Raw genomic sequence first — 17402 nt, forward strand, 5'->3', positions numbered from 1 at the left:
GATGAAGAGAAAGAAAGAAATGCAAAGGAACAATCAGGAATAAAACAAAGAGAAGATCAGAAATGGAATAAAAAAATTCTATCAGCGGAAGTTTCTTATTTGCCTTCCCTGCAGGAACGCAAGCCTTTTCCGAGTACAAGGAAACAGATTGTCCCGAAAGACTTTGGAAATATGCTGGATACATTTAATTCTGAAATGGCGAGCAAAGGAGATATTTCTGAGGCCTTATACTCAACTTACAAAATTGTATTTAAAGCCAGAAAAGAAAAAAAGGCAATGAAGCAGCCTGATATTCAAAATGGCGGCGGGAAACGTTATGAAATGTTACGATACGCTCAAAATTTTGGATTCGTTCCGCCAGCCATAATTGAAGGATATCTTGAAGTGATAGAAGATACTTTGGTTGATGTTATCAGAATGTTTGCGCTTTCAGAATATTCAACTGATTACAATCACCAGCAGTTAGTCCAAGTATACCAGAATTTCTTAATAAATTTTATACAAAATGATTTAAGTGATTGGCGATCAATTCCAAGAGAAGATCGTCCAAACAAGGATTATTATGAGGAATTTAATGGATTTTTGTCTGACCTAGGAAAAGAGAGTTTCTCGGAAAAAGTCCGGAATGCTCTTGAAGAGGCCATATTTAATGCAGAAAGTTATCTGAAAATGAAATTGATGAATATGGCAGATATAAGTTCCATTGAAGTAACAAAAAAAGCTCCCAAAGAAAATATTCAAGAAGTTCTTTCAAAGCCCAAATTGCTTCCAAGAAATCCTGATAAAGAGAGAATGTTGGAGTTTTTGACTAAAACACAAAAAATCAAAAGTGAAATAGAAACATTTAAGAGGTCTTTTAAGCAGAATGCTGAAAAAGCTTCTTCTTTTGAACAAGACGGGAGTGCCGGAGCCACTAAACCTGAAACAGAAGAAAATATTAGAAAACATGCAGAATTGAAGTCAAAATTTGAAAAATCATTAGAAACTAAAAAAGATATTCCCAGTGCATTGCTTGATGCATTCATTCCTGTAACAGATAATATCAGTTTATTAGGGGACTCTTTTAATAATATGCTTGAATTTCTTGCCCGATCTGAATACGGTGATACTTCCCATAAACAGATTATGGTGGAAGTATTTAAAAGTATGCTTGAAGAATATTTTAGAAAATATTTAAGCAATAAAAGCAAAAATATGAGTGAAGGAAGTATTAGAGAAAAATTGGGAGACTACTTGGATGAATTTGATAACTTTCTATCAACTTTTATTAAAGATAAGGAGAAAGCTTTTGCTATTGATGAACAGCACAAGAATATCTGGAATGCTTTTAACGAAGCTAAGAATCAATTTGTAGTGGAAACTAACCGTATAAAGTCAGATTTTAGATTTGCTACCGCGGCAACCACCCCAGAAGCCTGGGAAACTCTTAAAGATTTGCTTAATCTTATTAAAAGTTCTCCCAAAATGGCTTCTACAGACAAGGGGAAGATTGACCTAATTGACCTATATAGCGGAGCAGTTGTAGATCAGAAAAATTTCAATACGCTTGTTAAAGAAGCGTTTGGTCTTGCTGAAAAATATTGTATATGGCTTCCTTTTAATTCATATAGAGAAGCCAGTACTGCTGCTATAGCGATAAAAGATAAACTAGTGGACTTAGTTGATGAGTATTTGTTAAAGGATAAACTGATTGATGATAGGAACCCTGTTATTCAAGGCGTTTCTCTGATTATTGAAATTATTGGCGAGATGATAATTGCTCCTGCCATTGAAACTGAACTTTTGGATAAGAATCCTGAAAGTTTCATAACCAAGCATCCTAAAAAGGATCAAGATAAGCTGCGCTCCGTTGTCCCAGAGATGAAGAAAGCTGCAGAAGGCGCTCAGTCTGATGAGAAGGAACGACATGACATTTTGAGCGAGTCACATCAAGAATATAACGCAAAGAGAGTTAAGTATCGGGCAGCTCATCTTAGGAACTTCATCTCTCTTGAAAGGCTTTCGAGAACAACTGAGTTTAATGAACAGGAAATAGCCGAATCGAAAGAACTTTTGGATAAACTAGTCACGCCTCTTAGCGGAGATGACCCTCGTTATATGAAAGGCGGATACGGACAAGCGGGTTTTGGAGTACCGTCAGGATCGGCTAACCACGGCGCGCTTGCAACCGAGGGCGTACAAGGATATTATACCGAAGAAGGGAAACAAAGATTTCTCGAAGGTGTTGATACTTATAAAGAATTATTCAGATCGAAATATTTCAGAACAATAATCAAAACAGGCATCGGCGGACAGCACACTCCGTTTGAAGCTGTCGCAAGGTATTTTGCGAAATGGGCGGATTCTTCCAGGGCTACATTTACAGGCCAGTATGAATTAGGAGTCGATTATGAGCAGTTGCTGGAAAAAGCGCCAAGTGAGGGCAGCGTTGCAATAATTCCAAGCTCTAAATCGGGGACAACTGATGAAACTATGCTGATTTTCACTGCTCTTTTGTATGCCTCATTAAAAAAATCAGCCGACAGCCATTCCGAACAGAAAAACGGCAAGCTTTTTGCGGATAAGGTCTTTGAAATTCTGCATGAGATAAATTTACCCAAAGGAGAGGAAAGAAATGCTGACCTTTTTAAAGTGGATACTTCTATTTATGGAACAGACAGCCTTATAGAACTTGTAAGTCAGAGGGTTGCAGGTTTCAGTTTTGACAAGGAAACCGTGAAGCTTATTTTCGGCGAAGTCCTGGGGAACATGGTTTTTGAATCTACCGATGACGAAACTCAAAGCCGGCTTGCGGCATTTATAAAGAATTCCAATCTTTTGAGAGATTTGGGAGTCGCTAACACGCCTAAAGTCATTAAAATGTTTGACAATGTGGGCGGAAGATGGACTGACGATCTCCATATGATGGCATTCCTTGCATACTACGATCTTAATGTGGAGGCTTACTGGCAAGCCCGCAAAGATGAAATTGACCAGATAAGGAGCTCTGACCATATAGGAGTAATGATTGGCAACTTTATAGTTGACAGCGGGGTCAAGAATATGGTTTTGGTTGTCCCGGACGAGATGTTCTGGTTCGGAAAATCGAAAGAGCAGAACTTTAACGAAAGCATATGGCAGGACGGCTGCCCGACCCCCCTTGTTACGGTGCCGGAAAGTCTGTGGAAATACCAAAAACAAAACTACTTAAAATCTGAAAATCCGCATGCTTTTGTGATAAATCTTTCCGAAAAACAAATATCCAGCATGGAATTTAATGTCCTTAATTATAAAATGGAAGCAACTAACGACATCTCAAAGAAATTCGCAGGACTTATAAGTCTGTTCCATGCGATAACTACAACTGTAGGAAACCGCCTGATAGTAAAGGCTTTGCACAGCAAGAATTTTAAAGTTTCAAACGTGGTCCTTGATAACCTTGATAATGAAGCAACCAAAATTGTTCAAAAGAATCTGTATCTGCGCCAGCCCTATGTTGAAATGGGCAAAAAATTGCTGGAGAAAAGATTAAGCGATTTGCAGACATCGGGCAGGGTTAGGAATGATGAAGAAAATATCAAGTCTTTAGCGAGATCTGCCGCTGTCTCGTCTAATTTCAACATCGGAGTAGATGCAGTAAATAATTTAGAAAGTCTTGAAAAAGCCATAAGAGCGGCCAATAAATATGCCAAAGAAAACAAAAGGCAGTTAGTACCCTTTATTTACGTTGAAGGCGGTAAATTCGTTAACCTAAGAGAATATCTTATGACGCTTGGTATTCCGTTGGTACTGCAGGGGACAGGCGATCAGCATATTAATTATCAGAATGTGCTTGCCCAGCCTCAGAAATATCTGCCGTTTATTATTTCAATGGTATCTGAAAAATTTATCCCCGGGCTTCCGGCTATAGGTTTCGCTAAAGGATACTTGCACAATATTAGCCCGAATATGGTTCGCGACTATTTTGCCGAAGCTTCGTATAACGCTCTTGTTGATGAAAAAGATGGAAGAGGAAAAGAAGGCGGCGCCGGAGTGTTTATGCGGCTTATAGATAACCAGGAAAACCTCAATATGATAAAAGAAGCCTTTAAACGGGCATTAGCTGAACCTACGGCTGCGGCTACTTCCCAAAAAACCTGGGATACTGTTATTGAATTGCTTAAAAAAATTGCCGGCGGGGGCAAGCCGGATTCACAAAAATTAGCTATTACTCTATATGGAGTAACCGAAGAGGGAGTAACCGAAGAGCCAAAAACTTTTAAAGAGCTTGTGTTTGACGCGTTTAAGCTTGCTAAAAAATGGGGAATCTATATTCCATTTACAACTGCTGAAGAAGCATTGCGGGAAACTGTAGTCGCGAGTAAAAAACTTGTTAAATTAGCAGAAAAATATCTCTCAAAAAATCTTCCTATCAAAAATGACAAGCTAAAGAAATTTAAACCAGTTGCCACAATCATTGAAATTATTGCCAGGCTTATTGTGGCGCCCGCCAATGAAAATAGACTTATTATTGAAGACATGGAAAATTATCTAGCCCAACATCCTGAAAAAGATCGAGTTTTAGTATTATTGGCTGTAAAGGACATGATAAGCAAAGCTAGTGAAGGTGCTAATAACGAAGAAGATTTTTTCTTGAACTTAAGTCGCCTGCACGAAGAACATAATGCAAACTATATTATAAACAATCAAAGGATTGAAAGTCTAATCGATAGAAATAAAGGGATTAAAGAAAATCTGGATACGGAACAAACCGCGCTTGGTGTGCTTGAATCTGCTCTTGAACGCCAGAAAGCTGGCAAGAAAGCTCTGGGAAACAAAAATACTGATAGTTATCTTGATCTTGAAAGACTTATTAGCGATATTAATCATGAAATAAATCGGTTAATAAGCGAACAAATCGAGAATGAGAATGAAATTAAAACTCTAAGTAAGAATAATTTTCCTTTAACTACCAGATCAGGCAATTCTGTTCCAATCAGCGGAGGCGAGCTTGTTTGGGATGGAAGTGACGTGAAAGTAGTAAGAAACGGACAAGTGACAATGAGAATAGAAAATGTTACTGGAATAAAAACCGGAAGTTTTAAGGTTACTGTAGAAACACAAGAAATGAGACTCAATTATGAAACTGATACTGCATATTGGACCAAAGGTGATAGTTATTCTTTCTTTAAGCCGATTTATCTAACGAATAGCAGAGAATTAGTATGGAATCCGGGTGATGAAGTTGTCCTGATAAAACAAAACAGTGAAATTATTGAAAGAATTACCGACGTAATCGATTTGACATTAGAAAACGGACAGGCAATAGTAGAAACTGAAGAGTATCATCTGAATTATGAAACCGATTCCCGAGAACGAGGCAAAGGACAGACATATTACTACAATCTTCTAACCACCCAGGCAACCTGGGATACGGTCATCGGGATGCTTGAACAGCTTGCGGAAGGATCTAAGTCGCCGAAAAAAGTAAAGATTACCCTTGATAACGGAGTGAAGAAAAAGATAAGAAATTATCGCCAATTAGTAGGATTGGCTTATAAACGAGCGATCAAAACTGGATTAGATTTTTCAGGTATAACTATTGAACAAATTTTGGATTGGACTACTGAATTCAAAGATCAACTAGTATGGATGGCAAAAGAATATCTGTCAAAAAATATTTCTCTTAACCATCCGCTTGCCAAAATTATTCAAATAATTGCGGAGCAAATCGTCGCGCCAGCAAACGAAAATGTTGCTATGAGCCACATTGATATAAATTGGGTAATCGATCACTCTAACGCCGATCCGGATTTAGTGCGAAAGCTGGCGCTAAAACTTAAAAAGCAGGTGCTGGCACAAAGGGAATCTCTAAAGAACTCATTAGAAACTATGAGCGATGTTGATGTGGCCGAGATCGAACTCACCAAAGATGAGTTAATCATTTTGCAGGGTCTTCATCTAAAACACAATCAGAATTACGAAAAGAATCATAAAAATAATGAAAAAGAAATAGGAAGACTGACTAAAAGACAAGAATCAATTGAAGCAGAACAGGATGCTTTAACAAGGGAACTTGGAAAACTGGAGAGCGAAGCTATAAAAAATGGGAAAAAATCTGGTAAAAAGATCAACAGCATTCTGTCGGACGAAAAATCAACGAGTGATCTTAGAGAACGTTTAGATAACGTGACGTCAGAACATGAAAATAATGAAATGAAGCTTGATGATTTGAGGATGAATGATATTCCTTTGACCAGCGGTTCTTTGAAAACAGAAATACTTGGGATTCTCAATAACGCTAAACCGCTAAATGGGAACAATATTCCTTCCGGCTTGGCTGATACGCTTGCTGGTAGAGTTTTGCAAGACAAGGATTTTGAAATAGGTATAGGTTTCAATATTGCTCTATTAGTTCAAGAATATAAGAAAAATAATGTTTCAGACAACGATTTAATAGATTTTCTTAATAATTTGATTAGCAAATTTAACCCATTGTTTGAAAGTGCAACAGAACACAAACCTTCATTGGCTGTTTTGATGATAAGCTTGTATCAGCAAGTTGGGAATATAATCCAACAAGTAATGAATGATGACAAATATAAGGAAGCTCCTGCAAATATTGAAAAAATTAACGAATATTTAATAGATTTTGAAAATGGAACAAATAAGTTATTTAAAGAATTGGAAAATATTCAAGTTATTGGAAATGGCATAAAATTTAAGCAAAATCTTGAAACATTGACCCAAAAACTATCAACGAGCCAAAAACTATCAACTTCCGGTTTCCTCAAAGAGCTTTTGGCGACAATAATGAAGAAACGGAATATTGAATACAAATACGACGAATATCCGGACAAAAAAATAACATTATCAGATGAAAATAATATATTTCGGAATGTTGAATATATTTTGGTTGACCTGGCTGATATGGCTTCAAAATCCGTCTATAAGAAGTGTTTTGAAGGCACATATGTGAAGGAGAAAACTGCTGGGGATCCTCTCACTTTGACTATTCTGATGCTTCTTAAGAACATTTCTTTGGATAATAAATTGGATAATAAAAATGAATTAGAGCAAAAAATAGAATCGCTTTTATCGATTCTACATTCTATCTTACTGAATAAGGATTTTAACGATATTGATAGCAAAGATTTTAAAGGTAATTTTTCTAAATCCTATGTTGCTGCGTTCTACGAATGGAGCAATATAAATATTCCCGCCAACTACGAATCATTTTTTGATGTGATGCTTTTGAAAGATATGTTGATTAAATTTATGTCTAACCGCGAAATTCAAAAGCACTTTATGGATTTAAAGCCAAAACGAAGTTCTGGTGTCAATATACAGGGATTATTAATGACCGGGAAAGGATCAATAGACAAAGCTATCAAAGATCATTACAAGAATCGGATCAATACAGAGGAAGTGAATAAATTACTTGCTGTATGGCACGATGCAGGAAATTATGAAATAGTGCAAAGGATTTATCTATTTTATAAATGGTACAAGGGAAAATTCATTCCTTATGATGAATTTGTAAAAATCCTAATCTGGGCAGGCGAGAAATATGGCTATAAGGAAAATATATATTCCAAAAAATTTGCCGAGCTGCATCCTTGGCTTACACCGGAAGAAAAGAAATCAATGAAAGAAAAAGTAAGTGAAATACGTGAAAATGCGGATGGTGAAGGAGTCGCATCTTATCAGAATTATTCAATTATTTCGTTTTCTGCCGCATTATTAGTAACTGGCTTTTCTTTTAGTATTGGCGGAATTATCGCTATGTTGACCTTTTCATTTCCCTTAGGTTATTGTTTTTGGGCTATTGTTATAGTGTCTTCTTTGTGGGGGAATTGGATTTTGGGAACTCAAATAATATACATAAAAGAATTTATAACTAGTACCAGGTCCCAGCATAAAAATATGATTAAGGAATTCTTTGCAACGGGCAAAGGTTTACTTCCTATTACGGGATTCGGGGGAGGTAAAACAAAAATAGGAAGATTACCCGTAGAAATAATCAGTGAAGATGCGCAATTGCCAGCAGTTCCGGCCGGAAATTGGATAATTATTGAAAATAGTAACGATCAAGGTGAAAAGATTTACTCAGTATTTACTTTGGATTTGAATATGCAGGCTAAGGAAAGCTTAAAACTTGATGAAGAAACAAGAGCTACAATTGCCAGAATCTCCGGGATCTCTTTAGAAAATATACCCGAAGAGGCGATGCCGGCAGATATGAACTTGATAAAACAGGTAGAAAGACCGTATATTTTGATGTTAGGAATTCAAAATATTTCGGCTCTCTGGCATCTCGCTTACGAAAATATGGCTGTTTACAGAACTCTGAAAAACCCGCGTATTATTATCACAAAAGACCTTTTCAATCTTGTTAATTTATTCGCTCAGTTAAATGAAACTTTTGAAAAAGGAAGAGATTTGGCAAATTCTCAGCCGGGAGCGATCTTCGGCACATATATTCTCGCCTTGATTGAACAATATTTCCATGCCGAAAAACCCTTGCAGGCAATTGTTCCTGCTATGAAGAACGAATTGATAGGAATTAGCATTTCAAATTCCAAGAATTATCTTCAAAAATTAAACCATGCAATTGAACTGGCAAACCATGGCGGGAAAGTAGCTGTGGCGATGCCTTTACCGAAAGCGAAAAATAAGAAAGATTTGCAGTTGGAAAAAGATTCACGGCTAACGACAGATATTGGTCTGGATGAACTATACTGGGAAGAAATCCCGATTAGAAACGGGTTGCTTAAAATATATTATTATGATCAAACGAAAGTCAAAGAGTACAATAAGGGACATAGCGCAGCACCATTTAATGCTCAGAATATTTTCAAATGGATTTCTGAGTACCCGGGTGATTTTGAGAGAGGAAATAAAAATGGCGAATTTTCTTTTATAGAAAGCGAAACCGGGATAACTGAGGAAACTTTAAACTTTATCAATTTCAGACAAACCGTTTTTGTTGCGACTGGCAAAGAAGCCGAGGACTTATTTTTGAACGAAAAAAATCATTTTGACACAACATTTGACTCGGGAAAAGAAGGTTTTTATGATTTTCTTGATAAACTGAACGGTGTAATGGAAAGAAAACAAAAACCTTTCTTGAATTCTGGACCGATAAGAGCCGAAACAGTGAATATTCGGTTTTCTTTTAAAGAATTGGAGACGAGCTTTACCGAAAATGATATGAAAGAAATGGCGGAACGAAATACTAATGTAGTAGTTATATCCTTTGATGAGGCAATTTTTTCGGGAACAATAGAGGAAAATGATCTTAAGCCACTTAAAGAACGGATAAGAAAAGCCCATTCTAGAGGGCTGCGGGTAGTAGTTGATTATGCTCAGGGGCTTCCCAATTATGATCATAGAGAAACAGAACCAAAATTAACTCAGAAAAATGAAGAAGATTATTTGGAAAAGTTTGAGAAGGTCATGAAAAACCGAATAGGTTCAAGAGTTGATGCCGACGGGATAAGGCTTGATCTCAGCTCTTTCAGCACATCTGAAATAAAGTTTTTTGAAGCTAATAATTTACTTCCTAAATTAAGAACAATAATTTCAAGCATTAAACGCGACGCCATAATGGGTGTAATATTGGATAAAGCAAGAGAATTTGAGAACAAAGATATTTATAAACAACTCGAAATAAAAAAGGCTAGGAAATATCTTGCCGGTGAGCTTGCTACTATAGGTATAGAAGATGATATAAAGGATGTTTGGGTTGAGATTTGCACCAAAATCTTCAGAACAACGGAACAAGAAGACAAGCAAAAAGGCCATGAACCAGAACTTGCGCCGGAAACAACTCGGAACTTGGAAACCTTACAAGCAGATCTCACAAAAATTGAAGGGAAAAATCAAAGAGTTATAAATGACAGAATAATGGAAGCTTACACAATAGGTGTTTCAAATGAATTAGTTAAGGATATATTCAGAAAAGACAACACTTTGAAAGGAGTACGGGATTTGCTTCAGTTGGTTTTTGACGCTTTTGAGAACAAACTAAGTAACGATTTTGGGTACAGATATAACGTGGGAAGAAGCGATGCACTTTCGCTTAAAAAGGTAAGAGAATTAAATGAAAAACAGATTTCAGATCTTCTTTCATTAATGAATTCCTATCTGAAACAGGAACTAAAAGGAGAAGCTTTTATACGAAAAATAGCAAAGAAATCGTTTCTAGGGAAAGATGAGTATGTTAAGAAAGTTGCAAAAAATATTTCATCTGTAGATGATAAAGCCAAAGATCTTCTAGCAAGTCAACTTGCGGGATATACGGAGGGGATTCTTGAGAGAGTGATTATCAACAGTCAGCCGGAGAAAAATGCTAGGAATGAATCCTTAGGCAAATTTACTACTAGAAACGAGATAACATATGCTCGCGCGATGTTGTTTGCCAATATAATTTCTATTAGGGAAAATTCTGGAACAGAACCCAAGTTTGATATCAGCAAAATGGTAGAAACTCTGAACAATATGCAAAAGGGCGCGGAGCCGGCATTTGAAGGAATAAATCAAAATATGTGGATTGAAGCTGGTAAATTAATTGAATACCTGAAAGAGGTAGAAACGGGGAGAAAGCAGGCAACTGCGGTGGAAGTTCAGGATGCGGCTTATAAGGCTATAAATCTTCTCGGCAGCCTAGTTGATAATACTGATAGAAATAATCCGGTTCCTATCGTTATAGCCAATTTGCTGTGGCTGTTGGATGTATATGGTGAAAGAGAATTCGGTTCATTCATAGAAAGACTTAAGAATGACGGACTGAAGAATATGAAAGAAAATACGAAAATGCTGTTAGGAGCAGCATAAAAACAGGGATAAGCGGTAAGTGGTAAGGGGTAAGGAACCAGAGACCAGTAACTGCCTAAAAAATATTTTTGAGTTCGTCGCTAAGAATAGGTCGCAATGATAAAATTCAATGAAGCTCTATGGTCTTACGACCATAGTATCTTTGGTTTCTTCGGCGAAATCCCCGCCCGCCGGCGAGGCAGGCGCCGAAGCTTACCCCCTAGTTTTGCCTCCCTACAGTTTTCTTCCCCGAAGATTTCCTTGAAATCTAGGCATGGGGACAAGTCGAAAACTAATCGCAGGGACAAGTAGCAAAACTAAACGGGGGTTCCTTCTTCGCATTTCCGCCATAGGCGAGCATCTCCTAAAAGAAATTAGGAGTTTTCCCTGCCTCCGCCATTGGCGGACGGTGCGAAGGCGGATAAGCAGTGAGGTAACGGGGGAAATGAAAACAATTACCAATTTATTTAATTTGACAATTCTGCCCTGCTTGCAGGGCGGTTTCCGAATATTCCTTCTCCCCTGGTGGGAGAAGGTGAGGATGAGGGGGCTTGATAAAGCTGTATTTGCATGCTCACCCTCACCTAAATCCTCTCCCATCAAAGGAGAGGAAGAAAGGCAAAATACATCTGATACCCCGCAGCTTGCTGCGGGGAGGTTCATTTTCTTTAAGTTTAAGAACTTAATGAAATTATTTAATTTTAAAAAGGCTGTTGCTGTTGTAACAGTTACGGCCTTTTTATTTACTTCGGTATTCAGCCAAGCTTTGCACGCGATAGCTGTTACAAACGGAGAAACTTCGCAGCAGGTGAAGCTTGCTTTGGACGGGTTAACCATTCCCTACAGTTTGGGGAGAATAACGGACGGCAGGTATTTTGGTTCGGACAAAGTTGTAATAAATATCCAGGACCTTCACTGCCATAGCGAAGTTCAAAGGAATATTTCAAAGATTCTCGGGCTTTTGGATGAAAAATATCATCTCAAAAAAATATATATAGAAGGAAGCGTCGGCCAGCTTAATACTTCCTGGGTAAACGTTTTAGAAGACAAGAAACTTAGAGAAAAAGTTATAGAAACATTTATAGAATCAGGAAGGCTTACCGGAACCGAATATTATTCAATTGAAGCCAAAAAGCCGGATTTATTGATAGGTATTGAAGATGCCTCGTTATACAATGCAAACATACTGAGATTAGAAAAGATTCTCAGCCAGCAAAGCGAAATCCAATCTAAAATTCCCGAAATAAAAGCAAAATTAGGAATGCTGAAAGAAAAATACTACAGCAGGGAAAATGCAAGGCTTGAAAAAATCCTTAATAGATACAAAAAGAACGAAATAACCACAGAAAAATTATACCGACTGTTAATAAAATTGGCCGACAAATCAAAAGTAAACATTTATGATTATGTGGCGATTAAAGAATATCTTAGACTGGTAAAAGAACAAAAAGGTTTAAATTACAAAAAGATAAGCAAGCAGTTAGCCGAACTTATAAACCAGCTAAAAACCAAGATGCCATACGAAACATACAGGCTGCTCTTGGAAAAAACTCAAAACCTTTCCCGTCTTGACGAATTGTATATAAACTTAAGCGAGATATCAAAACTCTATAACATAGAGCTTACCAGCAAGTTTAAAGAAGTAAATGACTTCCTCAATTTCGTAAAATCCAACCAAGCCATTAATCCGATAGACTTAGTAAGAGAAGAAAGAACCTTAATAAGAGAGCTTCATTATAGAACCTCACAATGCGTGGCGGAAGAGGAAGTGTCCTACATTTCAGATTTCTTCAGCTATATTGAAGAATATCTAAGTAACAAAATTGGGGCTGGAGATTATGCTTTCATCTCAAAGAATATGGCCGAATTCAAGGAAATTTGGGGAAAATACGCTATATTGGATCAGGTGGTGGACCTTTCTCCTTATTATAATTTGTTTGACGGATTCTACCAGACAAACGTTGAAAGAAATAAGTTTTTCATAAAAAATATCTTAGGCGAAATTCCCGCCAAAAATCAGGGGAAAGTAAGATCTCTCGGCGGTATTGACCATGTTAGAAAGTTAAAAGAAACATTAAAAGACGCAAAAGAAGTAATGGTTGTTGTAACCGGAGGTTTCCATACCGAAGGCCTGACCCGGCTTCTTGAAGACAGAGACATTTCCTATCTCGTTGTTACCCCCAATGTAACAAAAGACACCAAATATTCTCAAAAATTCTATGACCAGCTGGCAAAAGCCCAGGCGAAAGAGTACGCCTCCCAGACTATGGCTTTAATCGCCTTAACCAGTGAATTACAAGGAAAAACAGCTGAAGAAGTTAAACAAATCATCTTGACTAATAAGTTCCCTTCAGATTTGCTGCGTGTTGCTATCTCAAATAGTCTTAAAGAAAAGAAAAATCCCAAAGAAATTGAACAGACAGTTAATGGTGTGCTGGGTAAAGACAATAAATTTGGGATGAAATTTAAATTTGAACGCGAGGATGCAACAAACCTTTATTTCAGCTTTGAGTTTACTGATGAAAAAAACAAAGAAAATAGAAAAATTGAGATTGTTTATAGTCAGGCGGATAATAAAATCACCGCTCAACTGGAAACCTCAAAGCCTGCCTCGGAAGAAGATAATGCTACTGCAATAAATACTTACAAAGATTTTGCGAATAATTTTTTCAATAAATACATAAGAAGGCTTCCTGAAGATTGGTGGAAGCTGGAGAAGTACGCTAAACTCAAGACAAAAGTTCAAATTAAATATGCGCCTAAACACGAAGAAAAATATTTTTGGGAAGTTACCTGGGAAGCAATTCAAAAATTTGGTGAAGTGACATTTGCTCAAATTCAGGAAATTCTTAAAGAAAAAGATGTTTTAAAAGATTTTATTGATAAACTATTAAAAAAGTTAGAACATGAAAATTTTAGAGGAGTAAGAAACACGATAAATGACATCCTTGCAAGAGGGATATCGTATTTTTTCCAGCTTATACAGCCCGTTGATCCATTTAAGTTTAGTATAAAAGCCGCACAAAAGAAGGCTAAAAAAGCTCAAATTGAGAAGCATCAAAGCCTAAATGTAGCCAACATCATAAAAAATCCGGAAAAAGTGGCAACTGCAAGCGGCCGACAGGCAAAAAAGACTAAAAAAACCGAACCTGCAAAGAAGGAGCTGAATCCTGCGGAAAGCGCTTTAGTAAATCGCCTTAACGATATTCTAAAAGATAAGAAAACTCCTTTGCTTTCGCTTGATATCGGAGGAACAACTATGGTACCCGGATCAGAACTTTCTGATAGCATGGCAGAAAGTTTGATAGGATTTCTTGAAAAAGGCGGCAATATTGTATTTAACTCAGATGCGGACTACAAAAATCTTCTTTTCCCGATATATGACCCCCTGAGTACCCTACTAGCAACAAACAACAAACAGCATTTGGCAACACACATTTATTTCATTTTTAAAACAAAGATTCTCCAAGGTACTCAAGGTACTCAAGAAGGCGGTATAACAACGCTCCAAGAAGTCAGCCCGGAAAACGGGAAAGGGAAAAACCTTAAAATCTTAATTGATTTGTTAAATAAAGAAAATAAAGAAGATCCCAAAAAGCAATTTGAAATTCTAGCTCATATCGGTAGTGATTATAACATTAGCGATAAGGAAATATTAGAATTTCCGCAAGAAATTCCGCTGGCAATTAATGTGGGCAAATTAAGTAATCGTTCAGATAAACAATTAGTAAATGCCGAAGGAGTATTTGTAAATGCTACGAAAAATCTTTTAAAAGCATTAACTGATAATTATCTCTCTCCTGAATCGAAACCCGATGCCAACGCAACGATGCCAAGTACATATATGGCTTATCCAAAATACATGATTAATGAGGTTGAAAAAAAGATACTTAAAGAAAAGGATAAGAAAACAATTACAGATCTTAATCTAGAATTAAGGTTGTGGCGAAGAATTGATCAAAATAAGGATAAAGAAAAATGGTGGCTTAATAAAATAGAATATTCTAAAGAAATTAAAGACTGTCAAAAAAATTATGCGCCTAAAGACGAAGAACCTGCATTTTGGAAAGCTACTCTGGCAGTGATTAATGGGGAGATGACTCTTGAAGAAGCGATCCAATTTTTAATTAAAAAACACGAAATTCCCAAAAATGATGAAATAATCCTGAACAAAATTCAGGAAGGAATTAAAAAAGTTATTCAAGCGGGTGTGGACGCATGGGACATTGCGGTTCTTAATTCCAAACCTTCAGGTAGGATAAAGCGGAACGAATTGAATAGAGCGGGTCAGGAAGCGTGGGACATTGCAAAACTATTTTTTTCACCGCCCGACGCTAGAGTAATTTTTGCCATTCAAGCACAGATTACTGAACACATGAGGTGGAACATTAGTAATCCAAATTATGTGTTAACTGCAGACGTTTCAGAAGAACCCGAACCTGGCAAGCGGGACCCGGAAAATCTAGATATTTTTGTCAAAACAGCGAAAAGCAGAAAAAATCGTACAGCTATAATTAACCTTTTTGATATGGTTGGATATTACAATGAAAAGTATAAAACCAAATATACTCTGTCTCAAGCTGCCGATAATGCCGACATACAAGCCAAAGTTATTGAAAATACAAACGAAGAGCTGGACCTTCCTATGGTGTATCCTACAATGGACCTTTCTATTCTTTGGGAAGCGATCTTAAAAAATAACGGTTTTGATTTTGAAAGGTATTATGAGGAAGGCCAGAAGCGTCCAAGCTATAGAAAGAGAGATCCGAGTATTCCTGACAAAGAACGAATTTACAATGATAATGATGTTAATAAACTCTTAGAAAAACTTCGTTCTCTGGAAGGTTTAGTAAATTTTGACCCGATGAAAGACGGTTTAAGAATGATTGTACAAAGAGACATGGTTAAGAAAATTAAAAAGAAAGACCCATCTATAAAAGTTATGGGAATAGTTCCGGCGCCCTTGACAGTTTTTTCATATTTGTTGGGCGATCAGCTGATGCTTACATTGGCGCTGGCAAAACATGAAGGCGGTGGCCCGAGAGTTAAACAAGCAAAAGAATTATCAGATAAGCTTTTTGAATATGTGAGAAATTTAACTATCAAATATGTTGATGCTCTTATTGATGCAGGGGTAGACTCTATCTGTTTATGTGATCCTGTTATAGGTATGCCTAAATTCGGCCACACATATGTGGATAAATTTGTTGTTGGCCAATTAAATCCCATAATAGAACATATAAACAAAAGAAATGTTGCAGTTTTGGTACATATGTGCGGTATGGAAGAAAAGGTTAAAACACGCAAGACAGAAGCGGAGCTTGATAAAATGCTGGAAGGTATAAATAAAATAAAAGCTCAGGCTTTCAGTTTCCAGATTCCAATTAAAAGGGCGCGCAAAATTATCAAAAAGCGGCCTATTTTCGGCGGTGCTGACACTAAAGCTTTAGGTACAAGTAAAGATTTCGGAAAGTCAATTGAAGAAATAAGACAGAATGCAAAAAAACTTGCTAAATATATGAAGAAAGATAAGCTTGCAATTGCTTGTTCTACTTGCGAGACTGAAGCTATGACACCGTTGCCGAATCTAGTGACTATGTTTAGGACAGTATCTCCCGTGCCCGATGAAAAAGAAAAATGCAGAAAACTTGCGGAAGAAGAATATTCAGAAAGTAAAAACCTTCAGAAACTCGTTGAAAAAGAAGAATGTGAAAAGAAAACAATAATAAATATCCTGACGATGAAATATTATGTAAGCGGAAAAAAAGTCAGGGCAATTGATAAAAAAATCAGCGAAGTAAGCAAGTATTCTCTAATTTCAGAAGTTGATGAGAAAAACGGAGAACTTAAAATATGGCTTGAAAATGAAGCTAACGAGAAATCTTCAAATCCGGTTATATGGATGCGTTCCAAAAAAGGCGAGGAATATAATTTTAGCATTCAATTCAATTATGTATTCTTTAACGGAGTCAAAGAAGATTTAAAAGACAAAAGTTTGGGAACGCAAATACTTTCGTTATGTGCAGAAATTATACCTGACGCAGCGGAAATTAATCTTGTAGTAGAAAATGAAGAAACCATTAAAAAGCTTAAAGAATATCTTGAAAAAAATCAAAAAATTACATTGGAAGAATTAATTAAATATTTTGCGGAAGAAACTATGATGGGAAAAGTGCTTTCACATGCTGGTTTTGGAGAATTTGCGTTTACTTGGGGATCGGATATTTCGGAAATAAGACGCTTACTTAGTTTAAGTATAAATGTGCCCATTTCATTTAAAAAGACGCTAAAAAATCTGATGAGAAGGCTTTCAACTTTTAAAAAAGCTATTGATAATTTTACCGGATCAGACAATCAATCAATTCTTTGTACAGTTGAAAATCTGGCTTTAGATAATAAATTAGATCCTGAAAGCCAATCTATTCAAGATCAATTCATAAGATATTATAACCAACTTGAAGATCGGGCATTAAAAGACAAGCTTAATAAATTAAGTACCAAAGATAAAGGCCTTTTGATGATCTATGCATCAATAGTCCTTGCCCCCAAACTTGAGAAATGGTCCTTCTTTAACTTCCGCGGATTTTACAAAGCCCACCTTTTTGGAAATGCAAAGAAATCAGAAA

3 protein-coding genes are annotated in these 17402 nt (G+C 36.7%); 2 read left to right on the top strand and 1 reads right to left on the bottom strand.

Features of this window, described 5'->3' with window-relative positions; translation table 11 throughout:
- On the bottom strand, positions 1 to 184 hold a 184-nt coding region (locus NT145_04710), incomplete at its 3' end, for a hypothetical protein (GenBank protein MCX5781988.1).
- 11 nt (positions 185 to 195) lie between these two features.
- On the opposite strand from NT145_04710, the gene NT145_04715 reads away from it, so the two are divergent.
- A complete protein-coding gene (locus tag NT145_04715) occupies positions 196 to 10797 on the top strand; it encodes a hypothetical protein (protein ID MCX5781989.1) in 10602 nt (3533 codons plus the stop codon).
- Positions 10798 to 11317: 520 nt separating this feature from the next.
- On the top strand, positions 11318 to 17402 hold a 6085-nt coding region (locus tag NT145_04720; GenBank protein ID MCX5781990.1), incomplete at its 3' end, for a hypothetical protein.

This window comes from Elusimicrobiota bacterium (assembly GCA_026388075.1).
Classification (GTDB): Bacteria; Elusimicrobiota; Endomicrobiia; order Endomicrobiales; family JAPLKN01; genus JAPLKN01.

Bases quoted from the DNA above. Each gene is read 5' to 3' on its own strand.
- NT145_04715 (MCX5781989.1), top strand. From the start codon at position 196: ATGGCGAGCAAAGGAGATATTTCTGAGGCCTTATACTCAACTTACAAA.